The 22,618-nt window shown below is 68.0% G+C and carries 28 protein-coding genes; 19 read left to right on the top strand and 9 right to left on the bottom strand.

Annotated elements, in window-relative coordinates; genetic code table 11:
• Positions 1 to 32: 32 nt before the first annotated feature.
• The 6 genes from SH203_RS05810 (at position 33) to SH203_RS05785 (ending at position 4,206) form a co-directional block, all read left to right on the top strand.
• Positions 33 to 218, top strand: coding sequence for a bacterioferritin-associated ferredoxin (locus tag SH203_RS05810; RefSeq protein ID WP_087119906.1), 186 nt, complete (start codon positions 33 to 35; stop codon positions 216 to 218).
• Between the two features lie 144 nt (positions 219 to 362).
• Entirely contained in the window at positions 363 to 863 is a 501-nt protein-coding gene (gene bfr, locus SH203_RS05805; RefSeq protein WP_087120185.1) for a bacterioferritin, read from the top strand.
• 57 nt (positions 864 to 920) lie between these two features.
• Positions 921 to 1,481, top strand: a complete 561-nt coding sequence (locus SH203_RS05800; protein WP_087119905.1) for a tryptophan-rich sensory protein — start codon at positions 921 to 923, stop codon at positions 1,479 to 1,481.
• Between the two features lie 103 nt (positions 1,482 to 1,584).
• The gene (efp, locus tag SH203_RS05795) at positions 1,585 to 2,151 is read left to right on the top strand and encodes an elongation factor P (protein ID WP_087119904.1); all 567 of its coding nucleotides are present in this window, start codon (positions 1,585 to 1,587) and stop codon (positions 2,149 to 2,151) included.
• A gap of 170 nt (positions 2,152 to 2,321) precedes the next feature.
• Positions 2,322 to 3,128, top strand: a complete 807-nt coding sequence (locus SH203_RS05790) for an inositol monophosphatase family protein (RefSeq protein ID WP_087119903.1) — start codon at positions 2,322 to 2,324, stop codon at positions 3,126 to 3,128.
• Positions 3,129 to 3,168: 40 nt separating this feature from the next.
• Positions 3,169 to 4,206: a glycerophosphodiester phosphodiesterase gene (locus SH203_RS05785; protein ID WP_087119902.1), complete on the top strand. Its 1,038-nt coding sequence runs from the start codon at positions 3,169 to 3,171 to the stop codon at positions 4,204 to 4,206.
• A 127-nt stretch (positions 4,207 to 4,333) separates the two neighbouring features.
• Here the strand turns inward: SH203_RS05785 and SH203_RS05780 are convergent, their stop codons facing one another.
• Positions 4,334 to 6,199, bottom strand: a complete 1,866-nt coding sequence (locus SH203_RS05780; protein ID WP_087119901.1) for an ABC transporter transmembrane domain-containing protein — start codon at positions 6,197 to 6,199, stop codon at positions 4,334 to 4,336.
• 136 nt (positions 6,200 to 6,335) lie between these two features.
• Here SH203_RS05780 and rpmE point away from each other — a divergent pair, with 136 nt between their 5' ends.
• A complete protein-coding gene (gene rpmE / locus SH203_RS05775; RefSeq protein WP_087119900.1) occupies positions 6,336 to 6,560 on the top strand; it encodes a 50S ribosomal protein L31 in 225 nt (74 codons plus the stop codon).
• Between the two features lie 160 nt (positions 6,561 to 6,720).
• Positions 6,721 to 8,283 (top strand): murein L,D-transpeptidase, encoded by a 1,563-nt coding sequence (locus tag SH203_RS05770; protein WP_087119899.1) that lies wholly within the window; start codon positions 6,721 to 6,723, stop codon positions 8,281 to 8,283.
• Positions 8,284 to 8,296: 13 nt separating this feature from the next.
• Here SH203_RS05770 and SH203_RS05765 read toward each other — a convergent pair whose 3' ends face one another.
• Together SH203_RS05765 and SH203_RS05760 are read right to left on the bottom strand one after the other, a co-directional pair.
• Positions 8,297 to 8,797 (bottom strand): DUF1465 family protein, encoded by a 501-nt coding sequence (locus SH203_RS05765; RefSeq protein ID WP_087120184.1) that lies wholly within the window; start codon positions 8,795 to 8,797, stop codon positions 8,297 to 8,299.
• Positions 8,798 to 8,903: 106 nt separating this feature from the next.
• Positions 8,904 to 9,107: a DUF1192 domain-containing protein gene (locus SH203_RS05760; RefSeq protein ID WP_087119898.1), complete on the bottom strand. Its 204-nt coding sequence runs from the start codon at positions 9,105 to 9,107 to the stop codon at positions 8,904 to 8,906.
• A gap of 88 nt (positions 9,108 to 9,195) precedes the next feature.
• Here SH203_RS05760 and SH203_RS05755 point away from each other — a divergent pair, with 88 nt between their 5' ends.
• A complete protein-coding gene (locus tag SH203_RS05755; protein WP_087119897.1) occupies positions 9,196 to 10,167 on the top strand; it encodes an NAD(P)H-quinone oxidoreductase in 972 nt (323 codons plus the stop codon).
• On the opposite strand, the gene SH203_RS05750 is transcribed toward SH203_RS05755, so the two are convergent.
• Entirely contained in the window at positions 10,164 to 10,826 is a 663-nt protein-coding gene (locus tag SH203_RS05750) for a beta/gamma crystallin-related protein (protein ID WP_087119896.1), read from the bottom strand. The two genes, SH203_RS05755 and SH203_RS05750, sit on opposite strands and share 4 nt — an antisense overlap.
• A gap of 222 nt (positions 10,827 to 11,048) precedes the next feature.
• Here SH203_RS05750 and SH203_RS05745 point away from each other — a divergent pair, with 222 nt between their 5' ends.
• Complete coding sequence (locus tag SH203_RS05745; protein ID WP_087119895.1) at positions 11,049 to 11,714, top strand: DUF1013 domain-containing protein; 666 nt, start codon at positions 11,049 to 11,051, stop codon at positions 11,712 to 11,714.
• A 74-nt stretch (positions 11,715 to 11,788) separates the two neighbouring features.
• Here the strand turns inward: SH203_RS05745 and SH203_RS05740 are convergent, their stop codons facing one another.
• Complete coding sequence (locus tag SH203_RS05740; protein WP_087119894.1) at positions 11,789 to 11,962, bottom strand: YdcH family protein; 174 nt, start codon at positions 11,960 to 11,962, stop codon at positions 11,789 to 11,791.
• Positions 11,963 to 12,078: 116 nt separating this feature from the next.
• Here SH203_RS05740 and SH203_RS05735 point away from each other — a divergent pair, with 116 nt between their 5' ends.
• From SH203_RS05735 to SH203_RS05705, 7 genes are all read left to right on the top strand, one after another.
• Positions 12,079 to 12,678 (top strand): UbiX family flavin prenyltransferase, encoded by a 600-nt coding sequence (locus SH203_RS05735; protein ID WP_087119893.1) that lies wholly within the window; start codon positions 12,079 to 12,081, stop codon positions 12,676 to 12,678.
• Positions 12,678 to 13,142, top strand: a complete 465-nt coding sequence (locus SH203_RS05730) for a TIGR02444 family protein (protein ID WP_087119892.1) — start codon at positions 12,678 to 12,680, stop codon at positions 13,140 to 13,142. Before SH203_RS05735 ends, SH203_RS05730 begins: the two co-directional genes overlap by 1 nt.
• 35 nt (positions 13,143 to 13,177) lie before the next feature.
• Positions 13,178 to 13,402, top strand: a complete 225-nt coding sequence (locus tag SH203_RS05725) for a YdcH family protein (RefSeq protein ID WP_087119891.1) — start codon at positions 13,178 to 13,180, stop codon at positions 13,400 to 13,402.
• Positions 13,403 to 13,566: 164 nt separating this feature from the next.
• Positions 13,567 to 14,205: a M23 family metallopeptidase gene (locus tag SH203_RS05720; protein WP_087119890.1), complete on the top strand. Its 639-nt coding sequence runs from the start codon at positions 13,567 to 13,569 to the stop codon at positions 14,203 to 14,205.
• A 65-nt stretch (positions 14,206 to 14,270) separates the two neighbouring features.
• Positions 14,271 to 14,612 carry a DUF3060 domain-containing protein gene (locus tag SH203_RS05715; protein ID WP_087119889.1) on the top strand — a complete coding sequence of 114 codons (342 nt, stop codon included), beginning with the start codon at positions 14,271 to 14,273 and terminating at the stop codon, positions 14,610 to 14,612.
• Between the two features lie 70 nt (positions 14,613 to 14,682).
• Positions 14,683 to 15,630, top strand: coding sequence for an ABC transporter ATP-binding protein (locus SH203_RS05710; protein WP_087119888.1), 948 nt, complete (start codon positions 14,683 to 14,685; stop codon positions 15,628 to 15,630).
• On the top strand, positions 15,627 to 16,985 hold the full coding sequence (locus tag SH203_RS05705; RefSeq protein WP_087119887.1) for an ABC transporter permease: 1,359 nt from the start codon (positions 15,627 to 15,629) through the stop codon (positions 16,983 to 16,985). Before SH203_RS05710 ends, SH203_RS05705 begins: the two co-directional genes overlap by 4 nt.
• A gap of 171 nt (positions 16,986 to 17,156) precedes the next feature.
• On the opposite strand, the gene rpsU is transcribed toward SH203_RS05705, so the two are convergent.
• Positions 17,157 to 17,399 carry a 30S ribosomal protein S21 gene (gene rpsU / locus SH203_RS05700; protein WP_087120183.1) on the bottom strand — a complete coding sequence of 81 codons (243 nt, stop codon included), beginning with the start codon at positions 17,397 to 17,399 and terminating at the stop codon, positions 17,157 to 17,159.
• 188 nt (positions 17,400 to 17,587) lie between these two features.
• Between rpsU and SH203_RS05695 the strand changes: the two genes are divergently transcribed.
• On the top strand, positions 17,588 to 18,247 hold the full coding sequence (locus SH203_RS05695; RefSeq protein ID WP_087120182.1) for a COQ9 family protein: 660 nt from the start codon (positions 17,588 to 17,590) through the stop codon (positions 18,245 to 18,247).
• A gap of 135 nt (positions 18,248 to 18,382) precedes the next feature.
• On the opposite strand, the gene SH203_RS05690 is transcribed toward SH203_RS05695, so the two are convergent.
• Positions 18,383 to 19,465 (bottom strand): 5-(carboxyamino)imidazole ribonucleotide synthase, encoded by a 1,083-nt coding sequence (locus SH203_RS05690; protein ID WP_087119886.1) that lies wholly within the window; start codon positions 19,463 to 19,465, stop codon positions 18,383 to 18,385.
• Positions 19,466 to 19,957, bottom strand: a complete 492-nt coding sequence (gene purE / locus SH203_RS05685) for a 5-(carboxyamino)imidazole ribonucleotide mutase (RefSeq protein WP_087119885.1) — start codon at positions 19,955 to 19,957, stop codon at positions 19,466 to 19,468.
• Positions 19,958 to 20,132: 175 nt separating this feature from the next.
• Here purE and SH203_RS05680 point away from each other — a divergent pair, with 175 nt between their 5' ends.
• Positions 20,133 to 20,696: a GGDEF domain-containing protein gene (locus tag SH203_RS05680; protein WP_087119884.1), complete on the top strand. Its 564-nt coding sequence runs from the start codon at positions 20,133 to 20,135 to the stop codon at positions 20,694 to 20,696.
• 25 nt (positions 20,697 to 20,721) lie between these two features.
• Here SH203_RS05680 and SH203_RS05675 read toward each other — a convergent pair whose 3' ends face one another.
• Positions 20,722 to 22,527 carry an autotransporter domain-containing protein gene (locus SH203_RS05675; protein ID WP_087119883.1) on the bottom strand — a complete coding sequence of 602 codons (1,806 nt, stop codon included), beginning with the start codon at positions 22,525 to 22,527 and terminating at the stop codon, positions 20,722 to 20,724.
• Positions 22,528 to 22,618: the final 91 nt, after the last annotated feature.

Raw genomic sequence — 22,618 nt, 5'->3', positions numbered from 1 at the left:
CCATTCTCAGTCGGTGGATCGCGTAGAACATCGTGTACGTCTGCAACTGCAACGGCCTTCGCAAGCGGGATGTGGCCCAGTCCATCGAGGCGGGCGCCCAGCGTCCGCGCGATATCTTCGCCAGCCATCAGTGCCAGGCCCAGTGCGCCAAATGCGTCTGTGAAATGCGCCAGATGATCCAGGACAGCCGCGAAGCGTTCGCACTCGCAGCCGAATAGTCCCGACGGTCCATCGCGGCCGAAAATCACTCGCACTATCAATGTAGTGATAAAAACTCGCAAATAAACTACGCGAGTTTTACTGTGCTATTGCCGGGTTCGACAGACGGCGACCGCGCCGTGGAAAGATCAAGGACCATGGCCATGAAGGGCGATCCCGCAATCCTGCGCACGCTGAACGCAGTGCTGACCAACGAACTTACGGCGGTGAACCAGTATTTCCTGCATGCACGCATGTTCGAAAGCTGGGGTCTGGCCCACCTGGGCAACGTCATCTACGAAGAATCGATCGGCGAGATGAAGCACGCCGACATGCTGATCAAACGCATCCTCTTCCTGGACGGCCTGCCCAACCTGCAGGACCTGCACAAGCTGAAGGTGGGCGAAGACCCCATCGAATGCCTGGGCGCCGACCTGCAGCTGGAGCTGGACAGCCGCACGACCACCGCCGCCGCCGTGACCCAGTGCGAAGAAGCCCGCGACTATGTCAGCCGCGACCTGCTGATGAAGATTCTGGCCGACACCGAGGAACACATCGACTTCCTGGAAAACCAGCACAAGCTGATCCAGCTGATGGGCGCGCAGAACTATCTGCAGTCGGCCATGAAGGAGATCGTGACCGACGCCGCCGCCACCGGCAACTGACGGGAACCGTGGCCCGCTCCGGTCATTAGCCTTGCAAGGGTTAAGCTGGAGCGCGCCATGACCGACATTGACGAAACCATCGACGACGTGCGCGACGCCGCCGTGGACCTGCTGAACAGCCAGGGACGCAGCGCCGGCCACGTCGTCGCCGGGATCGCCCTGACCGTCGGTTTCGCCCTTCTGGCCCACACCATCGCCTCGGGGGCCTTGAAGCCGAGACGAAACCTGAAACAGGTGCGCGACAGGGATCTGCCGATCACCGAAAAGCCGAAGGGGGCGTTCAGCCTGATCCTGCCGGCGGTGTTTTCGGCGACCACCCTGTCGGCCGTGCGGGTGTGGAACGCCCCGCCGCAAAAGGAACGCACGCGCGCCATGGGCCTGTGGGTCGCGGCGCAGACGGTGAACGCCGTCTGGCTGGGTCTGCGTCCCTCCTCCATGGCGCGTCAGGTGATGGCCGCCATGTCGTCGGCGGGTCTGGCCGCCGCCTTCGCCCACGAGGCGCGCAAGCTGGACGAGGGGGCGGGCAAGATGGCCGCGCCGACCGGATCGGGGGTGCGTCTGGGCAACTTCCTGCATCGCAAGGCCGACGACGCCTCGCACGGGCGCACCCTGCATTAGACTGCATCGCCTTGCCCTTTCGCGGGGCTTCCTCTAGGGATCGCGCCCTTCGCCACGCTCCGAGACGGTCGCGCGGGCGCAACCCCAATTCCGATGTGACCCCATGAAGATCAACGGCAACACCATCAAGCCCGGCATGGTCCTGCAGCACAACGGCGGCCTGTGGGTCGTCACCAAGGCCAGCCACGTCAAGCCCGGCAAGGGCGGCGCCTTCGCCAACGTCGAGGCCAAGAACCTCGAAACCGGCAACAAGCTGAACGAGCGCTTCCGTTCGGAAGACAAGGTCGAGCGCGTGACGCTTGAGCAGAAGGACTTCTCCTATCTGTTCGACAACGGCGACAGCCTGGTCTTCATGGACGACGCCACCTACGAGCAGATCGAACTGCAGAAGGACTGGGTCGGCGAGGAACGCATCCCCTATCTGCAAGAGGGCATGAAGGTCGTCATCGAGATGCACGAAGAGCGTCCGATCGGCCTGGAACTGCCCGATCAGGTCGTGCTGGAAGTCGCCGAGACCGAGCCGACGGTGAAGGGCCAGACCGCCTCTTCGTCCTACAAGCCCGCCATCGCCTCCAACGGCGTCCGCATCATGATCCCGCCCTATATGTCGGCCGGCGAAAAGATCATCGTCGACACGACCAGCGGCGAATACGTCCGCCGCGCGGACTGACTTTTCGGGTGAGCGAGGGGTGGTAGTGAGCAAGAGGTGAGCGAAAGCGATCCTAGCTCACCCCTTGCTCACTAACACTCCTCAACGACGCCGCTCTGACGTCGCCCCTTGAACTTCTCCGTCTGTCCGGGCTGCGGCCTTGAAGGACTTTCGGACCAGGAGATCCGCCGATGGCCCTCGCTTCCGCCCTGCTCCAAGTCATGACCGATGCGGTGCGCAAGACCGCCCGCCCGATGCTGCGCGACTTCGGCGAAGTCTCCCAGCTGCAGGTGTCGCGCAAGGGGCCCGGCGACTTCGTCACCGCCGCCGACCTGAAGGCGGAAGACACCCTGTTCGAGCTGCTGATGAAGGCCCGCCCCGGATACGGCTTCCTGGGCGAGGAGCGCGGCATGGTCGAGGGGACCGACAAGTCCCACACCTGGATCGTCGACCCGATCGACGGCACCACCAACTTCATGCACGCCATGCCCCACTTCGCCATCACGGTGGGGCTGGAGCGGCGCGCGCCTGACGGGTCGAGCGAGATCGTCGCCGGCGTCACCTACAACCCCGTGATGAACGAGCTGTTCTGGGCCGAAAAGGGCAAGGGCTGCTATCTGAACGACCAGCGCATCCGCGTCGCGGGCCGTCGCGACCTGTCGGAAAGCCTGATCGCCACCGGCCTGCCCTTCATCGGCAAGTCTGGCCACGCCCAGGCCATCAAGGACATCCACGCCGTGGGCCAGCGCGTCGCGGGCATCCGCCGCCTGGGTTCGGCCGCCCTGGACTTCGCCTGGGTCGCGGCGGGCCGCTACGACGCCTTCTACGAGCGGGGCCTGAAGCCCTGGGACGTGGCGGCGGGCATCCTGTTCGTCACCGAGGCCGGCGGCCGGGTCACGACCATCGACGAGGACGGCGATCCCAAGACGGGCGTGTCGATCCTGGCGTCCAACACCGAACTGCATCCGCACCTGCGCAAGGTGCTGCAGGGGGCGTAGGCGTCACGGGGCTGTCGCCGGCCTGCCCTATCCAGGCGGGATGATCCGCTGCATTCTGATCGCCGTCGTCCTCTTGATGGGAACGCCCGCCTTGGCCCAGCCCCTGATCATCGCGCACCGGGGGGCCTCGGGCGAGCGGCCCGAACATACGCGCGCGGCGTATGACCTCGCCATCGAACAGGGCGCGGACGTGATCGAGCCGGATCTGGTGCTAACCCGGGACGGGGTGTTCGTGGATCGGCACGAGAACGAGATCGGCGGCACGACCGATGTGGAACGCCATCCCGAGTTCGCCGCGCGCAAGACAACCAAGATCATCGACGGCGTCCAGACGACCGGCTGGTTCACCGAAGACTTCACCCTGGCCGAGTTGAAGACGCTGAGGGCCAAAGAGCGGCTGCCCGCCTTTCGCCCGTCCAGCGCGGCTTTCGACGGGCAAGAGCCGATCCTGACCTTAGACGAGGTGGTCGCCATCGCGCGCGCGGCCTCGGCCCGGACGGGGCGGACCATCGCCGTGGCCCCGGAGTTGAAACACCCGACCTATTTCGCCGGTATCGACCTGCCGATGGAGGACGCCTTCGTCGCCGAACTGGAGCGACTGGACCTGACCGGCGCGGACGCCCCCATCATCATCCAGTGTTTCGAGGTCGGGCCGCTGGAACGGCTGGCCGGGCGGATCAAGGCGCCGCTGGCCCAGTTGGTCGCGGGCGCGGGCGGGCCGGCGGATCGGCCCGGCCTGACCTATGCCGAGATGATCACGCCCGAGGGGTTGAAGACCATGGCCGCCTACGCCGCCTGGGTGGCGCCCGAGATGACGCTGGTTCTGCCGCGCGACGCCCAGGGCCGCACGACCGCGACCAGTTCGCTGGTCGCGGACGCCCATGCGGCAGGTCTGAAGGTCGTGGTCTGGACCCTGCGCGCCGAAAACGCCTTCCTGCCCGCCGAACTGCGACGGGGCGAGGGTCTGGCCGATCATGGCGCCATGGCGGCCTATGCCGCCGCCTTCGCCGAGGCGGGGGTGGACGCCCTATTCAGCGACTTTCCCGGCCTGGCGCGCGAAAATCTGTCAAATCATTGATTTAAATGGATAATGTCCGATCTCACCGGACCCGCCGCACAATTGCACTGCACCCTCGAAAAGAGTGCAATTTCACCTAACCCCTTGATTTATATGAACCGAATTGCACACCCGGGGTGCAATTCGCTCACCCTGCCCGGAACTGCAACTCCGCCAGGCGGGCGTAGAGACCGCCCTTGGCGACCAGTTGCTCGTGCGTCCCCTCCTCCACCACGCGGCCGTCGTCCATGACGACGATGCGGTCGGCGCGCAGGACGGTGGCGAGGCGGTGGGCGATGACCAGGGTGGTGCGCTCTTCCATCGCCTGATCCAGCGCGACCTGGACCAGGCGTTCGCTTTCGGCGTCGAGCGCGCTGGTGGCCTCGTCCAACAGCAGGATGGGCGCGTCGCGGACCAAAGCGCGGGCGATGGCCAGACGCTGGCGCTGACCGCCCGACAGGCTCTTGCCGCGCTCGCCCAGCGGGGTGTCGAACCCTTCGGGCAGGGCGTCGATGAAACCCAGGGCCTGGGCCTTTTCGGCGACGGCGCGGGCCTCTTCCAGGGTCGTGTCCTCGCGACCGAAGCGGATGTTCTCCAGCGCCGAACCCGAGAACAGCGGCGTTTCCTGCGACACCCAGGCGAAGCGGTCGCGCACGGCGACGGGATCGGCCTGGCGCACGTCCACGCCGTCGACCGAGACCAGTCCGGTCTGCGGATCGTAGAAGCGCAGCAGCAGGCGGAAGACCGTGGACTTGCCCGCGCCGGAGGGGCCGACCAGGGCCACCGTCTCGCCCGGCCGCACGGTCAGGCTGAATCCCTTCAGCGCCGGCAGGTCGGGCCGGCCCGGATAGGCGAAGCCGACGGCGGACATCGACAGCTCGCCGCGCGGCGGCCGAGGCAGGGCCGAAGGCTGGGCCGGCGGCGCGATGTCGGGCACGGCGCGCATCAGCTCCTCGATCCGCTCCATGGCGCCCGCCGCCTTCTGCACGTCGCCCCAGCTTTCACCCAGGGCGCCCACGGCCCCGGCGGCGAAGACCGACAGCAGCACGAATTGCAGCAGGGCGCCGGGCGTCATGGCGCCCTTCACCACGTCCTGGGCCCCCAGCCACAGCACCAGGGTCACGCCGCCGAACATGACGACGATGATCAGGGCGGTCATCCAGGCGCGGGCCTGCATCCGGGTCAGCGAGGCGGAAAAGGCGTCCTCCACCGCCGCGCCGAAACGGTCGATGGCGCTGCGTTCGCGCCCGAAGGCCTGAACCGTCTCGATGGCGTCCACGCTCTCGCCGGCGAAGCCCACGGCGTTGGCGAACCGATCCTGGGAGGCCACGGTCAGTTTGCGGACGCGGCGGCCGAAGATGAAGATCGGCCCCAGCAGGAAGGGCACGATCAACAGGACGAAGCCGGTCAGCTTGGGGCTGACGAAGAACAGCAGGGCGACGCCGCCGATCAGGGTCAGGAAATTCCTGAGCGCATAGGAGATCGAGGTCGTCATCAGCGTCTCGACCAGGGCGATGTCGGTGGTCAGGCGCGACAGCACCTCGCCCGTCCGCATATGGGCGTAGAAGGACGGGTCCAGCGTCAGGATGCGGCCGAACAGGCCCTTACGCACATCGGCGATGACGCGCTCGCCCGTGCGGGTGACGAAATAGTAGCGGGCGGCGGTGGCCAGACCCAGGAACAGGGCGTTGCCGCCCAGAAGCAGAAACCACAGGTTCAGGTGCGCCCCGCCCGCCTCGAACCCATGGTCGATGGCGCCGCGCGCCAAGGCCGTCAGCCCCAGGGAGGCGGCGGTGGACAGCAGCAGCCAGAAGACCGCCATCAGGGCGTGCCCCTTGTGCCGCAACGCAAAGGGGATCAGGCGGGCCAGGGGGCGGATGTCGCGGCGCTTGGCGCGTTTCTCGCCCGCCTCGGACATCTGGTCTGCTAAAAGGGCGCCGGCGCTGGGCCGCCCCTCGACGGAGGCCAGACCGGAGGCGCGATGGGCGGGGGCGGAGGCGGTCTGATCGGTCATGGCGCCCGCCTCTTGCCCCGGAACGCCCCCCGGTGTAAACGCCGCGCTCTTTTCCGCCGGACCTTTCGGCGGGATTCTCATTTTCACGCGCACAGACGGTCGGCATCGTCACCGCGCCAGAGACCGGACGACGACCATGAAAGCGGACACGCATCCCGACTATCACTTCATCACCGTGGTGATGACCGACGGCACCTCCTACCAGACCCGTTCGACCTACGGTAAGGAAGGCGACACGCTGAACCTGGATATCGATCCGACGACGCACCCGGCCTGGACCGGCGGCAACGCCCAGCTGATGGACCGCGGCGGCCGCGTTTCGCGCTTCAACAACAAGTTCGCCGGCTTCATCAAGAAGTAAGCGCGTCCTGGCTGCGACATGTTGCAGCAAAGACATCACAACAAGCGTCGGTCGCAAGGCCGGCGCTTTTTGTTTGCCCGGAACACCGATAATGTAGGGACGTTCGGGTACCAGGGGCATCGGCCACGCTGGCCGAAGCGATCGAAGAAGCGGACAGGACATGAATAGACGGCAACTGGGTCTGGGCGTCGCCACGGCGGCCATGGCCCTTGGCTCCACGGCGCGCGCGCAGCAGGTCTTCGTGCAGCGCGGCCCGGAGGCGACCGCCTTCTACAACAGCTTCAACGACCAGATCTCGCGCCTGCCGCAGACCCAGCAGGCCGATGTCCGCGCCTTCTACGAGATGAACAACTGGCGCCCGGTGTGGAACGCCGAACGGGTGCGCGCCCTGAACACGGCGGCGTCGCGCGCGGACAAGCACGGCCTGGCGACCAACGACTATTTCGATTTCGTCGGTCTGGCGGCGGACCCGGCCAGCGCGGACCTGCGCACGACGGCGGCGGCCCTGGCCTATGCCCGCGTCCTGGCCGAGGGCAAGGTGCGGCCTGAAACGGTCGAAGAGCTGTGGGAGATGCAGAAGAACCGCGTCGACCTGCCGCGCGGCCTGACCGACGCCCTGAACCGCAACGTGCTGGCCAACTGGTACGACGGCCTGGCCCCGACCGACATCGGCTATCAGAACCTGTCGGCGGGCTATGTGCGCTATCGCCGGCTGGCGGCCCAGGGCGGCTGGCCCCGCTTCACCCAGGGCGCGACCATCGAGCCGGGAAACAGCGACCGCCGCATCCCCGCCCTGATCGACCGGCTGACGGCCGAGGGCGATCTGTCGGCCGCCGACGGCGCGCGTCTGAAGGCGCAGGGCCTGACCTACAACGCCGAACTGCAACGCGCGGTGCAAAGCTTCCAGAACCGGCACGGCCTGGGCGCGGACGGGCGTATCGGCGCGGGAACCCAGCGTTCGCTGTCCGCCACGGCCGAGGATCGCGCGCGCCAGATCGCGCTGAATCTGGAACGCCGCCGCTGGCTGAAGCGCGATCTCGCCCCCGAGCGGATCGAGGTCAACACCGCCGCCGCCATCATGGTCTATTGGAAGGACGGCAAACCCGTTCACTCCAACCGCGTCGTGGTCGGCTCGCCGGAGAACCAGACGCCCAGCCTGGAGAAGCCGTTCGCCTCGGTCGTGGCCAATCCGCCCTGGTATGTGCCGGCCGGCATCGCGCGCCGCGAAATCCTGCCCAAGGGGCCGGGCTATCTGGCCGCCAACGACATGTATGTGAAGGACGGCATGGTCATCCAGCGCGCCGGTCCACGCTCGGCCCTGGGCTATGTGAAGTTCGAGCTGCGCGACAGCTACGCCATCTTCCTTCACGACACGCCGTCCAAGGCCGCCTTCAACCTGTCCACGCGCCAGCGCAGCCACGGCTGCGTGCGGGTGCAGAATGCGGTGGAGTTCGCGCGCCTGCTGCTGTCGCCCGATCCGGCCAAACTGGGTCAGTTCGACACCGCCCAGGACAGCCGCGAGACGACGCGGGTGACGACGGGCCGCGAGATTTCGGTGCGCCTGCTGTACTGGACCGCCTTCGTGGACGGTCAGGGGCGCGTGGCCTTCCGCGAGGATGTCTATGGCCGCGACGACAAGCTGGCCCAGGCGCTGGGCATCGGGGTCAACCTGCCCAAGCCGATCGACGACGGCCGCGCCGACGCCAACGACGTCGGGCCGTAGGCCTTAGTCGGGATCAGCCCCGGAAGGCGGCCTCAAGCCGGCCCATCTGGGACAGGACGGGGTTTTCCGGGGCCTGATCCTGATCGTCCAGATACATGCGGCGATCCAGATAAAGCGTCCGTTCGAACAGTTTTTCCGACCGCACCAGATATTCGATCAGGGCGATGGGCAGTTCGGCGTGGCTGGGCTCGCCCTCGCTGCGGCGGTCATTCAAGCGGTAGCGCGGCTCGCATGCCGTTTCGGGCGACATATCGTCCTCGCGCACGGCCCGCTGGACCAGCAGCCACGAGGCGATCTGCATCAGCCGAGTGGTCAGCTTCATACTCTCGGCGGCATAGGCCAGGGCCGCAGCGCGCGACAGCATCTTGGAATCGCGACGCCCCTCCCCGTCCAGATAGGCGGCCGTCTCCTCCACCAGCTCCATCCCCTCGCGGAAGGTGCGGTCGAACAGTTCCGAACGGGCGAAGTCGCGCACCGTGCGGCTGCGGTCGGCGGAGGCGTGGGCGAAGGTCATGTCAGCGTTGATCATCGGGTAAGCGGGGCCGTCCTGCAATCGACCCCGAAGGAGCCGCTGGTCGAGACGATGCAACGCTCATGCCATGCCAGGATCGGTTTCGCGATCAGGTTCCGAAGTTGAACAGGGCGTCGGCGGCGTTTTTCTTGGACCGTTTCGCCTCGATGGCGCTGCGGGCGCGGGCGATCTCGTCGTCCAGGGCGGCGATCCGCTGTTCCAGATCCTCGATGGAATAGACGTCCAGATCCTCGCGCGACAGGGCGCGCAGGGGTTCGCCGCGCTGAGGCCGGGGTTCCAGATCCTCGAACATCGTCTGCGCCTTTCGTTCCGGTGATGGCCAAGGCGGGCCGGGGCGCCTATCTGAACGCCCTGACACGGACGAAAGCAAGGCGGGTGCGATGCGGGTCATCGAGATCGAAGGCGGTGCAGGGCCGACCGAGGCGCTGAGGATCGCGGAACGGGCCGATCCCGCCGCGGGACCGGGCCAGGTGGTGATCCGCGTGCGGGCGGCGGGCGTGAACCGGCCGGACCTGCTGCAACGCACGGGCGTCTATCCCCCGCCGCCGGGCGCATCCGACGTGATGGGGCTGGAGGTCGCGGGCGAGATCGCCCAGGTCGGCGAGGGCGTGACGCGCTGGCGGATCGGCGACCGGGTCTGCGCCCTGCTGGGCAGCGGGGGATACGCCGAACAGGCGGTCGTGGACGCCCGCCACGTCCTGCCGATTCCCGAAGGTCTGGACTTCATTCAGGCGGCGGCCCTGCCCGAGACCGTCTTCACCGTCTTCGCCAATGTGTTCGAGGGCGGCGCCCTGAAGGCCGGCGAGACCCTGCTGATCCACGGCGCCACCAGCGGCATCGGCGTGACGGCGATCCAGATGGCCAAGGCGGCGGGGGCGACCGTCATCGCCACCTCGCGCGGCGCCGACAAGGCCAGGGCGGCGGCCGCCCTGGGCGCAGACGTCAGCCTGGACGCCCGCACCGACGATCTGGCGGCGGACATCAAGGCGGCGGGCGGCGCCGACGTGGTTCTGGACATGGTGGGGCGCGACTATGCCGATCTGAACCTGCAAAGCCTGAAGGCGGGCGGACGCTGGGTGGTCATCGCCTCCCTGACCGGGCCGAAGGTCGAGATGGATCTGCAGCGGATCATGGTGAAACGCCTGACCCTGACGGGATCGACGTTGCGGAGCCGGCCGGCGGACGAGAAGGCCCGGCTGACGGCGGCGGTGGAGGCGACGGTCTGGCCCTGGATCGCGTCCGGGGCCGTGACGCCGCGCATCGACGCCGTCTATCCGCTGGAGCAGGCCGCCGATGCACACGCCGAACTGGAGGCCGGCGGGCACATCGGCAAGATCATGCTTCGGGTCTAGCGACGGGGACGCCAGCCCCCCTCGACCGGACGCAGGGACGAGATGTTGTCGTCGAAGCCGCCGTTCAGATAGCGGACGTCGCCGTCCACGATGCGGCAGCGACCCCGGAATTCGGCGTCGGTGCAGACCTCCCACCGGCCCTGAACGCGCATCGAGCTGATGCGGTCGTTGAAGGGGGTGCGGCCCAAGTTGCGATCCTCGCTCGTGAACTCGCGCGAGGCGCCCCGGAAGTTGGGGTTGTCATAGACGACGATGGAGGAGCGGCCCCAGCCGCCGCCATTACCCGGCCCCCAGTCCGGCCGGCCCGGTCGACCCGGCCCGCCGTTGCCCGGTCCCCAGCCGCCGCCGTTGCCAGGCCCCCAACCGCCGCCGGGACGACCAGGACGACCGGGCTGGCTATCCTCGTAATCGCCACGGAAACGGCCGCAGACCAACAGGCCGTCGTTGTTGACGATCTCTTCGTCGCCGCAGCGGGCCAGTTCGATGGAGGTGCCGCGAATCCGCCCGCGCATGTCGCGGCAGTCGGCATAGAGCCGGCCGCGATTGGTGTAGGATTCGGTGCAGCTCTGAGCGTAGCTGCCGCGCGGCGCGACGCGCTGCAGGCTGTAGTCCTGACCCGCCATGGCGGCGGCCAGGGCGGCCGAAAGTAGAATGGACATGATGGTTCTCCTCTCCCGGAGGCTGAAAGTCCTCACTACCGCGAAGGTTGCACCCGGACGGATGAACCGTTGCTGTATGCGATTGTCGGGCGGCGTTTTCTTTTCGCGCGAATAGGCCTATATCGAACTCATAAGCGCCCGGTCGAAAGGCCGGGCGCCGTCGTATCCAACGCCAGCCGAAGCCTCATTCGGCGGCTCCTACAACACCGGGACGAACGCCCCATGAGCGACATTCTGATGCCCAAGGCCACCGCGGTCTGGCTGGTCGACAACACCTCCCTCAGCTTCGAGCAGATCGCCGACTTCTGCGGCCTTCACCCGCTGGAAGTTCGCGGCATCGCCGACGGCGACGTGGCGCGCGACATTCGCGGCGTCGATCCCGTCACCGGCGGCCAGCTGACGCGCGAAGAACTGGACAAGGCCCAGGGCGACGAAAACTATCGGATGAAGGCCATCGTCAGCCGCCACGCCGAACTGCTGAAGTCGGCCAAGCCGGCGCCGAAATACACGCCCGTCTCGCGTCGTCAGGACCGGCCGGACGCCATCGCCTGGTTCGTGCGCAACCACCCCGAGGTGACGGACGCCCAGATCGCCAAGATGCTGGGCACCACCAAGTCCACCATCGAGAGCGTGCGCAACCGCACCCACTGGAACTCGGCCAACATCAAGCCGGTCGATCCCGTGACCCTGGGCCTGGTCGGCCAGCTGGCCCTGGACGAGATCGTCAAGAAGGCCGCCGACAAGAAGGCCAAGGACGACCTGAAGAAGGGCGGCGGCACCATCCAGCCCGTCGAGGAGGTCGAGGCCGAGCCCGAGTTCGTCCCCGAGGCCCGCCAGCGCCCGACCGCCGAACCCACGGCGGAATCGGTGTTCGGCACGAAGGACTGATCCGGCTTTAGGCAATAAAAACGGCCCCGGGGAGCGATCTCCGGGGCCGTCGTCGTTTTCAGGGAGGCCAGGCGCTAGGTCGCGCGGGCCTCCAGACTGGTGATCTCTTCCTTGAGCCGAAGCTTCCTCTGCTTCAGCTCCCTGACCTGCAACGTGTCCACGGACGGCCGGGCCAACTCCTTCTGGATCGTCTGATCCAGATTGCGATGACGGTTGCCCAGTTCGCGAATACGAGCCTCGATGGTCATGGCTTGCGCCTCCTCAGGTTAGGGACCAGTAGAGTGAGCGCCCGGTTTGGCAGGCTGTGGAATCACATTCCGGTGACAGCCCGACGCGCCGGACACCCAGGAGGCTGACCCCAAAAATGGTCGATGATGTGAACGGAGCCATACGGAACCCGCCCGCGCGGATCGTGGTCGGAATTTCAGGGGCTTCCGGCGCGATCTATGGCGCGCGGACGCTGGATGCGCTGAACGATCTGGGAATCGAGAGCCATCTGGTGGTGACGAAGGCCGCCCTGCTCACATTGTCGCAGGAGACCGATCTGACGCCCGACGCCCTGACGGCCAAGGCGTCGGTGGTCCACAGGCTGGGCGATGTCGGCGCGACCATCGCCTCCGGCTCGTTCCGCACCCTGGGCATGATCGTGGCCCCCTGTTCGGTGAGGACGATGAGCGAGATCGCGACGGGCGTGACCTCGACCCTGCTGACCCGCGCGGCGGACGTGACCCTGAAGGAACGTCGGCCGCTGGTGCTGATGGTGCGCGAGACGCCGTTCCACCTGGGTCATCTGCGCACCCTGACGGCTTTAGCCGAGATGGGCGCCGTGATCGCCCCGCCCCTGCCCGCCCTCTACGCCCGCCCCGCCTCGATCCAGGAGATGGTCGATCAGTCCGTGGGCCGGGCGCTGGACCTTTTCGGCCTGGACTGGGACGCCGTGCAGCGCTGGAAGGGTCTGAGTTGATGTCGCTGTGGGACTGGGCGGTCGCCGCCTATGGCGCGCCGGGTGTTTCCGAGGCCTGTCTGGCGCTGCAGGACAGTCACGAACAGAACGTGCCGCTGTTGCTGTGGTCCGCCTGGGCCGCCGCCACGGGCCGTCGGCCGGATGCGGAGACGATCGAGGCCGCCTGCGACACCGCCCGCGCCTGGGACGGGGTGGTGGTCGCCCCGCTGCGGGCCGTGCGCCGCATCCTGAAGGCGCCCGTGCCCGACATCGACGACGGGCCGCGCGAGACGATCCGCACCCGTATCAAGGGTCTGGAGCTTGAGGCCGAACGGCATCTGCTGGAGGCGCTGGAGGCGCTGGCGCCCCCGCCGACGGGCGCGGCGCGACCCGCCATCGACGGTCTGGCGGCCACGGCGCGGGTCTGGGCGTCCGTCACGCCCCGCCCGGCGCTGATCCGCCTGGCCGACGCCCTTCCGGCCTGAGGCCAGCGTCGCTATAAGCCCGTGGGGACCAGACCATGAACGACGACCTGCCTGACATCAGCGAAGAAGAAGCGGCCCTGCACGCCCGCGTGAAAATGCTGCGCCAGGAGCATGCCGATCTGGACGCCTCCATCGACGCCCTGGGTCAGGCGGCGGTGCCGGACCAGCTGATGATCGCGCGGCTGAAGCGCAAGAAGCTGGCCATCAAGGACGAGATCGTGAAGATCGAGGACGCCATCCTGCCCGACATCATCGCCTGAACGGCGCGGCGGCCGGGTTCCGCCCTGCGACCATCCGCCGCCCGATCCAGGCCCCAAAGTCGCCCCAGCGCTCCGCCATAAGCCGGCCTCCACGGAACGCCGGGCGTCGTCGAACGCCGCGTCCCTTCATTCCAGAGCGTAGAGACGCTGGGAGACGCCGCCGAATGCGACGCCTGATGACCAACGCGCCGATGGCGCGTTGCAAGACCCTTTTGATCCACTGCGGCCAGACCGCCGCCTTCGGCGCCGTCGCCGTATTCGCCGCCGCCGCCGCACCCAATGTCGCCGGAGCACCTGACCGCACGCCGACGCCCGTCGCCGCCCCCGTCGCCCCGCCGATCCAGGCCGAGGCGGAAAAGGCCGGCCCGGTGACACGCCAGATCGTCTTCACCGCCCCGGTGCGCGGCTATGCGATCAACTCGGCCTTCGGTTTGAGGAAACTGGCCATCGAGGCCGAGGCCCGCGCCCACAAGGGCGTGGACATCGCCGCCCCCCAGGGCACCAGCGTCTTCACCGCCGCAGAGGGCAAGGTGATGCGCACCGGCTATGACGCCGGCGGCTACGGCAACTTCATCGAAGTGCGCCATCCCAACGGCATGACGACCCTCTATGGCCACCTGAGCCGCATCGACGTGGCCACCGGCGACCGCCTGACGCCCGCCCAGCGCATCGGCCTGGTCGGCTCCACCGGCTACTCCACCGGCCCGCACCTGCATTTCGAGGTCCGCCGCGACGGCGCTCAGGTCAATCCCGCCAAGGTCATGGATCGCCCCTTCCAGATCGCGGTGAAGGTGTCGGCCTGACGGATCGAAACCGCCGCATCGAGCGTTGCCGTAGTCTTCCGCATTCGAATCCGAGAGAGGTCCCGATGTTGTTCGCCCCCCTGGTTTTCGCCGCCGCCGTCGCCCTGCCTCAAGTCGGCACGACGGCAAGAAGCGCCGACAAGATCGAGATCGCCGGCGTCGGACAACGCAACACCATCGCCTGTGACGGCCGCGCGGTCGAAGTCGCCGGCTCCGGTCACGACCTGACCTTCACGGGCAGTTGCGCGGGCCTCAGGCTGAGCGGGACCAACAACCAGATCACCATCGACCTGGCCCCCAATGCGCGGCTGACGGTCGAAGGGACGAGCCAGACGGTCCGTTGGCGCTCCAGCGCCCGCCCGCGTCAGAGCGTCGTCGGCGTCGGCAACCGCGTCGTCCGCCTGTAAGCATTCCGCATTGTCGCTGGCGTCCGGGCAGGGCTCGCCATAGGCTGCTCCCCGGACATCGGGAGGCGATATGGCGGCTTTGACGCTGGAGAGCGTGAGCAAGCGGTACGGCGATTTCGACGCCGTGCGCGATCTGAGCTTTCAGGTTCAAAAGGGCTCGATCTGCGGGTTTCTGGGGCCGAACGGGGCGGGCAAGACCTCGACCCTGCGGATGATCCTGGGCCTTCAGCCGGCGACATCGGGGCGGATCGAGATCCTGGGCGCCGCCGACGGGCGTCAGGTGCGCGACCGGATCGGCTTCCTGCCCGAGGAGCGGGGCCTCTACAAGAAGATGACGCCGGTGGAGGCCATCGCCTTCTTCGGCGCGCTGAAAGGAGTGCCCGCTTCGGAAGGGCGGCGTCGCGCCAGGGCCATGCTGGAGCAGCAAGGGCTGGGCGCCGCGCAAAAGAAGAAGATGAAAGACCTGTCCAAGGGGATGGCGCAGAAGGTGCAGTTGATCGCCTCGGTCGTGCATCGGCCCGAGTTCGTGATCCTGGACGAGCCGTTTTCGGGCCTGGACCCGATGAACCAGCAGGGGCTGGAGACGATGATCCGCGATCTGGCGGCGGGCGGGGCGACGGTCCTGTTCTCGACCCATGTGATGCAGCACGCCGAACGGCTGTGCGACAAGGTGGTGCTGCTGGCGCGCGGGCGAAAAGCGTTCGAGGGCACGGTCGACCAGGCCAAGGCGACCTCGCCCCGCTTCCTCGATCTGGACGGCGCCATTGAGGCCGGGGCGGCGGCGGCCCTGCCCGGCGTGGCGGGGGTCGAGACCGTGTCCGAACAGGATGGCGTGCGGCGGCTGAAGATCGCCCTGTCGCCGGGCGCGGCGGGTCAGGAGACGCTGAAGGCGGCCTTCCTGAACGGTTTGGACGTGCGCGGTTTCGCCCTGAAGGAGCCCACGCTGCACGACGCCTTCATCGGCCTGACCGGCGACCATCCCGACCCCATCGTCTCGCCGTCGGAGGCGGTCCAATGAAGCGCACCCTGCTGATCGCGCGCCGCGAATATGTCGCCTACGCCAAGACGGTGGGCTTTTGGCTGTCGCTACTGGCTTTTCCGCTGTTCGCCGTGCTGGGCGGGGGGATCCCGCTGCTGATCCGGTCGGCCGAGCCGATCAAGACGGTGGCGGTGATCGAACAGGGCCCCGGCGCGACGGGCCTGGCCGCCACGGTTCGCGACGCGCTGCAGGCCGATCTGGACCGGCAGAGTGAAAAGCTGCGCCTCGCCGCCGAGAAGGGGCAGGCCGGCGCCGGCCGCGCCATAGCCTCCATCAGCGCGCCCAGGATTCGCCTGGTCGCCGCCCCACCCGCCATCGCCGAGGCGACAGGCCCGGCGCGCGACGCCGCGATCAAGACCGCGCTGGACAAGCAGACGCCCACGGCCCGGCGCCTGGACGCCGTGGTCTTTCTGGATCGCATCGACGGCAAGCCCGCCGCCCAGGTCTGGACCGCCCGCGCCACGGACAACGCCGTGTCCAGCTTCGTCCGCGACGCCCTGCGCGACGCGCGACGCAGCGAACTGCTGAACGCGGCCGGAGTGCCGCCCGCCGTGGCGACCGAAATCCAGACCTTCCGGCCCGAGGTGAAGGCCTTTTCGCCCAACGCCGCCAGCGGCGCCGAGGTGTCGATGCGCGACCGCATCCCCTCCTTCGTCGGTCTGGGGGCCGGGTTCCTGCTGTGGTCGCTGGTCATCACCGGCGCCTCCATCCTGCTGAACAGCGTGATGGAGGAGAAGTCGAACAAGATTCTGGAGGTGCTGCTGTCCTCGGCCTCGGCGACCGAGATCCTGACCGGAAAGGTGCTGGGGGTGGCGTTGCTGACGCTGACGGTGATGGCGGTGTGGGGCGGGATCGGCGCCTCGACGCTGATGTCCGCCTCGCCCCAGGCGGCGGCCAGCATCGGTCAGGCGCTGATGCACGGCGGACTGATCTTCTATTTCATCGCCTATATGGTCGGCGGATACCTGATGTATGCGGTGCTGTTCGCGGCCATCGGCGCCTTCTGCGAGACGCCGCGCGACGCCCAGACGCTGATGGGGCCGATCATGATGATCCTGGTCGTGCCCATCCTGGTCATGCAGATGGCCCTGACCAGCCCGGACGCGCCGGTGGTCAAGGTGCTGTCGTGGATTCCCTTTTTCACCCCCTTCCTGATGAGCGCGCGGGCGCCCAGCGACCCGCCGCTGATCGAAGTCGTCCTGACCCTGATCAGCATGTTCGCCACGGCGGCCTTCATGGTCTGGATCGCAGGACGGGCGTTCCGCGCGGGCGCGCTGTCGGACGTGAAGCTGAGCTGGAAGACGTTCGCGCGGGCGGTGACGGGCGGCAGGTGAAGTCGCGCGGCGACGCTGGGCAAGTTCAGCGACGCTTTGACAGCCCCTCCACCACGCTGCGCGCGGTCCCCCTCCCCGCTCCGCAGGGAGGGGACATAAGAAAAAGGCCGCTTCCGTTCGGAAGCGGCCTTTGATCTTGCGGCTTTCGCCAGATCCCTCGTGGAGCAGGTCTTAACGACCGCCAGGGACGCGCGGCTTCGGCGCGGGCAGCAGGCCCTCGCGTTGAGCGCGCTTGCGGGCCAGTTTGCGGGCGCGACGGACGGCTTCGGCCTTTTGGCGCGCGCGCTTTTCCGACGGCTTTTCGTAATGCACGTGGCGCTTCATTTCACGGAAGCTGCCTTCGCGCTGCATCTTCTTCTTCAGGGCCTTCAGCGCCTGATCGACGTTGTTGTCGCGGACGAAAATCTGAACCAGGTTAAACTCTCCTTTGGCCGCCCGCCGCGTCCTGTGAGGGAGACGGGCGAACAAAATAAAATCGTCTTCCGAAGGCCGAGCCGTCGGATGAAGGCGCGCTGATACACGAGCCGCCCCTTCCTGTCCAGATCGTCGCGACCATTCTTCATGGCTCGAAACCGCCGTCCGACGGGCGTATGATCGCCGCCATGACCGATGCGACAGATTGGGCCGAACGGACCGAACAGACCGTGCTGGACACCGCCATCGCGCGGGCACCGGCTCTGGGCTGGAACGCGCGTCTGGTGCGCGAGGCGTGCGAGGCCGGCGGACTGTCGTTGGGCGACGAGGAATTGTTGCTGCCCAACGGGGCGCGGGATTTGGCCGCCCTGCTGTCGCGCCGCCACGATTCGCGCGCGCTGACGGCCCTGTCGGCCATAGACGCCAAGACGCTGAAGATTCGCGAGCGAATCGCCCGCGCCGTGTCCGAACGGATGGAGGCCGGCGCCGCCGATCTGGAGGCCGCGCGCCGCTGCGCCGCCTTTTTGGCCCTGCCCGTCAACGCCGATCTGGGACTGAAGCTGGCGTGGGAGAGCGCGGATCACCTGTGGCGCTGGGCCGGAGACGAGGCGACGGACTGGAACCACTATTCCAAGCGGACGATCCTGTCCGGCATCCTGATTCCGGCCCTGACGATGCGCTGGTTCGACGGCCGCGAGTCGGCGGACGCCTTCGTCGCGCGCCGCATCGAGAACGTCATGGCGTTCGAGAAGTGGAAGGCCGGCAAGGACTTCGACGCGCCATTCAGGAAGGTCAGTGATGCGCTGAGCCGGATGCGGTATGGGGCGCGGGATCAGGCGGCGTCTTAGCTTCCCCTCCCTGCCCTGCCGTCATCCTCGGGCTCGACCCGAGGATCGGGTTATCAGCCGCATTACGTATGGGCAGACGCACATCCCGATCCACGCCCGATCCTCGGGTCGAGCCCGAGGATGACGGAGTCTAGGTCAAACCGCCCCCAACACCCGGTTCACATGGGCCATCTTGCGGCCGGGGCGGGCCTCGGCCTTGCCGTAGAGGTGCAGGCGTTCGTCGGATTTGGCGGACAGGGCGCGCCACTGGTCGATCTCGTCGCCCAGCAGGTTGGTCATTTCGATGCGGGCGTGGGCGGTCGTGGGGCCGAGCGGCCAGCCTGTCACGGCGCGGATATGCTGTTCGAACTGGTCGCAGACGCAGCCGTCCTGGGTCCAGTGGCCGGTGTTGTGGACACGCGGGGCGATCTCGTTGACCAGAAGCACGTCGTTTCCGAGATCGAACAGTTCGACGCCCAGGACGCCGACGTAATCCAAACCGTCCAGAATCGCCTCGGCGATGGCGCGGGCGCGCCCTTGCGTCTTCTCGTCCACGGCGGCGGGTGCCAGGGTGGTGCGCAGAACGCCGCCTTCGTGCCGGTTCTCGCCCAGCGGATAGACCGCCATATGGCCGTCCCAGTCGCGAGCGGCGATGACTGACAGTTCGCGCACGAAACTGGCCTTGGCCTCAAGGATCGCCGGACGACCGCCCAGGCTTTCCAGCGCGGCGGGCGCGTCCTCGATGGCGTGAATCCAGACCTGGCCCTTGCCGTCATAGCCTTCGCGACGGGTCTTCAAGAGGGCGGGAAGGCCCAGGGTCGTCAGGCCGACGACCAGATCGTCCAGCGTGTCCACCACCGCGAACTCGACCGTCGGGGCGCCGACGGCGTTCAGGAAGGTCTTTTCGTCCACGCGGTCCTGCGACACGCGCAGCGCCGTCGGCCCCGGGGCGACCAAGGCGCCGGCCTCGGCCAGACGCTCGATGGAGGCGGCGGGGACGTTCTCGAATTCGAACGTCACCACGTCGGCGGCGCGGCCCAGCGCCGTCAGGGCGTCGGGATCGTCATAGGCGGCGACGATCTGGTGCGCGGAAACGCGGCCCGCCGGGCTGTCGGCCTCAGGGTCCAGGATGACGACGTCGAAGCCCAGGCGCGAGGCGGCCTGGCTCAGCATCCGGCCCAGCTGGCCGCCGCCGATGATGCCGAGGGTCGAACCGGGGGGAAGCGGAAGATCAGGCACTCAGTCCTCGACGGATTCTGCGACGGAGTCGGTCTGGGCGGCGCGGAAGGCGGCGAGCCGTTCGGCCAGGGCCTGATCCGACAGGGCCAGGATCTGGGCGGCCAGTATGCCGGCGTTGGCGGCGCCCGCCTCGCCGATGGCCAGGGTGGCGACCGGGACGCCCGCCGGCATCTGGACGATGGACAACAGACTATCCATCCCCTTCAGCGCCTTGGACTGGACCGGCACGCCCAGCACCGGCAGTTCGGTCATGGAGGCGGCCATGCCCGGCAGGTGGGCGGCGCCCCCTGCCCCGGCGATGATGACCTTGTATCCGGCGGCCTTGGCGCCCGTGGCGAACTCGACCAGCCGTTGGGGGGTGCGGTGGGCGCTGACGACCTTGGCCTGCCAGGCGACGCCCAGTTGATCCAAGCGATCGGCGGCCAGTTTCATCGTCGGCCAGTCCGAACGACTGCCCATGATGATCGCCACCGGGGTTTCGGAAGTCGCCATGTCTGCAAGGCCCCTCGCGGAAAGGCGCCCGTTACAGCACCGACGGGGCGCCCGCAACCGCAAGCCGGCGGTTTCCGACGCGCGGCGGCTTCAATGTCGCGGAATCACGCTCTACCATCCCTCGACCCTGCGTGACGCCTTAAGTGAGTCGCGCGACCGGAGCCCTTCCTGCGCCGTGACCGACGTGGCCGAACACGACCTGACCGCCGAGATCGCGCGCCTGCGACTGGAGCTGGACGCCTGGAAGTCGCGCGCCGCCGCCGCCGAGGCCGCCGCCGACCACGATGTGCTGACCCCCGCCCTGAACCGTCGCGGCTTCGTGGCGGCGCTGCAGCGGACCATGGCCTATTGCCAGCGGCACGGCGTGCCGGCGGTCCTGCTGTATCTGGACATGGACGGTTTCAAGGGCGTGAACGACCGGCTGGGCCATGCGGCGGGCGACGCCGCCCTGGTCGCGGTGGCCCGTCTGTTCCTGGCCAACCTGCGGGAATCGGATGCGGTGGGCCGGATGGGCGGCGACGAGTTCGCGCTGCTGATGCTGCACGCCGGGCTGGACGAGGGCCGGGCCAAGGCGCGTCAACTGGCCGAAGCGCTACAGACCGAAGGCTTCGTCTGGCAGGGCCAGAAGACCGAACTGGGCGGCTCGTTCGGCGTGCGGGCGTGGGACGGCCATACCGACGCCGAAGCCTGGCTGGCCGAGGCCGACGCCGCCATGTGGGTGAGGAAGAAGGGGCGCTGAACGCGCCCCTCCCCGCCCCGCCGCCTTACAGCGGCAGTTTCAGCTGGATGCCGCCCATGTGGCTGTCGGCGTGGTCGCCGAAACGGCCGCGATAGCCGACCGTGACCTTGACCGGCCCGACCGCACCCTCGACCCCGGCTGACGCCAGGAACTGGCCGCCGAACGGATCGTCGATCTGACGCGACAGCACCTTGGCCGGGTTGTTGTAAATGCCGACGCGCACCGGATCGGAACTGTCGTCCAGCGCGTCGCGATAGCCGCCCTCGGCGAACAGGCCGAACCGACCCATCTCGGCCTCGGCGCGCAGGGAGACCTCGCCGGTCAGGGCCTTCACCGTGCGGTCGCCATACTGATACTGGGCCGCGACGCCCTGCTCGTAATAGCCGTCCACGTCGCTGGAGACATAGGCCAGGGCCGCGCGGGGCGACAGGGCGACGCCGCCCATGTCGAACCACATCCCGCCCTGCAGCCGCGCGCCGGTGCTGAGCGCGCGAGTTTCGGCCGTATGGACGATGGGGGCCAGGCTGGTGGTGCGCTTGATGTCGTCGATGTTGTCGCGCGCCACGCCGACGGCGGCGTTGACGAACACATCGCCCGAGCGCCAGCCGCCATAGACGTCCAGGCCGAAGCTCTCGACGTTGAACTTCAGCGTCTGGCTGTCGACGTCGGTGTTGCGCGCCGTGCCGGCCAGGCCGAAGCGCCAGTTCTCCGACGGGCCGGCCTCCAGCGCGATCCGCCCGCCCCAGCCGTCGCTGGACGAACTTGTGATCGGGCCGCGCGCGTCGGTCTTGACGTTGTCGATCAGGGCGGAGGCGGTGACGGCGACGCCCGCCTGCCACGGTTGCCGACCCGACAGGGCGTCGCTGGCGGCGTCCAGCGCATCCTCGCGGTGGCGATAGGTCGTCTCGCCCTGCAGGGCCGACTGGGCGCCGATGTCGCCATAATAGAGGTAGTCGGTCGCCAGCTGGGCGATGATCCGATGCCCCGCCGCCGTCGGGTGGACGCCGTCGAAGTAGAAATAGCTGTCCGGGTTCGAGCAGACGGTGACGCCGTTGAAGCAGCGGTCGGTGATGTTGGTGACGCCGAACAGGCCCGGATTGGCGGCCAGGGTGTCGCCGACCTTGAACAGGTCCATCATGATGATGTTGCTGCCCGAACGCGCGGCGGCCGTGGTCGTCAGCCCGGTCTGAAGCGCCGTGTTGAAGGTCGTTACCGCATAGTCGGCTAGAGGCGCGGCGGCCGTGCCCCGGAACTGCGGCGTCAGGCTGAGCTTGGGCAGGTTGGTGACGAGGATGGTCCCGGCCCCGGCGCCGGCCACGGTGTCGACCAGGCTGTTGACGTTGGACGCCGCGCCCGTCGCGACGGGAGTGATGGATGCGACCGGATTGCTGGATGCGCCGGCGACGGGCAGGCCCTGGAAGATGTCGTTGGCGCCGCCCAACACGCTGACCAGATCGGTCGCGCCGAACCGGCCGCCGGCGGCGGTGTAGCGCGACAGCTGGTTCAACATTCCGAACGGCACGCCGGCCGAGGCGTCCGTGCGCGACCCGCCGAAAGCGTAGTTGATGCTGCCCGTCACCGAACCGTTGAAGTTGGCGGCGTTGAAGCCCAGCAGTTCGACGAAGGTGCGTCCGCTGGAGAAGCGGCCCTGATAATAGGGCGGCGACGGCGGCTGCGTCCCGCCCGAGATCAGATACAGATTGCCGTTGTCGCTGAGGCTGTCGCCGAAGACGACGAGCCGGTTGTAGGTTTGAGCCGAGGCCGATCCCGCGAAGGCGCAGGCGGCTAGCGCCAGTGCGGCGACGGCGCCGCCGGTGAGAAAGCGTGACATTGATCCTCCCAAGGCCGTCGTGCATCGCGGCCGTTGCGCGGAGGATGCGCCAGTTGGCGCAGAGCGCAAGATGCCTTTACGTCAGCCTTCG

Source organism: Brevundimonas sp. SH203, assembly GCF_002157625.1.
GTDB lineage: Bacteria > Pseudomonadota > Alphaproteobacteria > Caulobacterales > Caulobacteraceae > Brevundimonas.
This window is presented reverse-complemented; position numbering and strand designations above follow the sequence as displayed.

Excerpts from the sequence above, each read along its gene's own strand:
- bfr (WP_087120185.1), top strand. The coding sequence starts at position 363 with ATGAAGGGCGATCCCGCAATCCTGCGCACGCTGAACGCAGTGCTGACC.
- SH203_RS05800 (WP_087119905.1), top strand. The coding sequence starts at position 921 with ATGACCGACATTGACGAAACCATCGACGACGTGCGCGACGCCGCCGTG.
- efp (WP_087119904.1), top strand. The coding sequence starts at position 1,585 with ATGAAGATCAACGGCAACACCATCAAGCCCGGCATGGTCCTGCAGCAC.
- SH203_RS05790 (WP_087119903.1), top strand. The coding sequence starts at position 2,322 with ATGGCCCTCGCTTCCGCCCTGCTCCAAGTCATGACCGATGCGGTGCGC.
- SH203_RS05785 (WP_087119902.1), top strand. The coding sequence starts at position 3,169 with ATGATCCGCTGCATTCTGATCGCCGTCGTCCTCTTGATGGGAACGCCC.
- SH203_RS05780 (WP_087119901.1), bottom strand. The coding sequence starts at position 6,199 with ATGACCGATCAGACCGCCTCCGCCCCCGCCCATCGCGCCTCCGGTCTG.
- rpmE (WP_087119900.1), top strand. The coding sequence starts at position 6,336 with ATGAAAGCGGACACGCATCCCGACTATCACTTCATCACCGTGGTGATG.
- SH203_RS05770 (WP_087119899.1), top strand. The coding sequence starts at position 6,721 with ATGAATAGACGGCAACTGGGTCTGGGCGTCGCCACGGCGGCCATGGCC.
- SH203_RS05765 (WP_087120184.1), bottom strand. The coding sequence starts at position 8,797 with ATGACCTTCGCCCACGCCTCCGCCGACCGCAGCCGCACGGTGCGCGAC.
- SH203_RS05760 (WP_087119898.1), bottom strand. The coding sequence starts at position 9,107 with ATGTTCGAGGATCTGGAACCCCGGCCTCAGCGCGGCGAACCCCTGCGC.
- SH203_RS05755 (WP_087119897.1), top strand. The coding sequence starts at position 9,196 with ATGCGGGTCATCGAGATCGAAGGCGGTGCAGGGCCGACCGAGGCGCTG.
- SH203_RS05750 (WP_087119896.1), bottom strand. The coding sequence starts at position 10,826 with ATGTCCATTCTACTTTCGGCCGCCCTGGCCGCCGCCATGGCGGGTCAG.
- SH203_RS05745 (WP_087119895.1), top strand. The coding sequence starts at position 11,049 with ATGAGCGACATTCTGATGCCCAAGGCCACCGCGGTCTGGCTGGTCGAC.
- SH203_RS05740 (WP_087119894.1), bottom strand. The coding sequence starts at position 11,962 with ATGACCATCGAGGCTCGTATTCGCGAACTGGGCAACCGTCATCGCAAT.
- SH203_RS05735 (WP_087119893.1), top strand. The coding sequence starts at position 12,079 with ATGGTCGATGATGTGAACGGAGCCATACGGAACCCGCCCGCGCGGATC.
- SH203_RS05730 (WP_087119892.1), top strand. The coding sequence starts at position 12,678 with ATGTCGCTGTGGGACTGGGCGGTCGCCGCCTATGGCGCGCCGGGTGTT.
- SH203_RS05725 (WP_087119891.1), top strand. The coding sequence starts at position 13,178 with ATGAACGACGACCTGCCTGACATCAGCGAAGAAGAAGCGGCCCTGCAC.
- SH203_RS05720 (WP_087119890.1), top strand. The coding sequence starts at position 13,567 with ATGCGACGCCTGATGACCAACGCGCCGATGGCGCGTTGCAAGACCCTT.
- SH203_RS05715 (WP_087119889.1), top strand. The coding sequence starts at position 14,271 with ATGTTGTTCGCCCCCCTGGTTTTCGCCGCCGCCGTCGCCCTGCCTCAA.
- SH203_RS05710 (WP_087119888.1), top strand. The coding sequence starts at position 14,683 with ATGGCGGCTTTGACGCTGGAGAGCGTGAGCAAGCGGTACGGCGATTTC.
- SH203_RS05705 (WP_087119887.1), top strand. The coding sequence starts at position 15,627 with ATGAAGCGCACCCTGCTGATCGCGCGCCGCGAATATGTCGCCTACGCC.
- SH203_RS05695 (WP_087120182.1), top strand. The coding sequence starts at position 17,588 with ATGACCGATGCGACAGATTGGGCCGAACGGACCGAACAGACCGTGCTG.
- purE (WP_087119885.1), bottom strand. The coding sequence starts at position 19,957 with ATGGCGACTTCCGAAACCCCGGTGGCGATCATCATGGGCAGTCGTTCG.
- SH203_RS05675 (WP_087119883.1), bottom strand. The coding sequence starts at position 22,527 with ATGTCACGCTTTCTCACCGGCGGCGCCGTCGCCGCACTGGCGCTAGCC.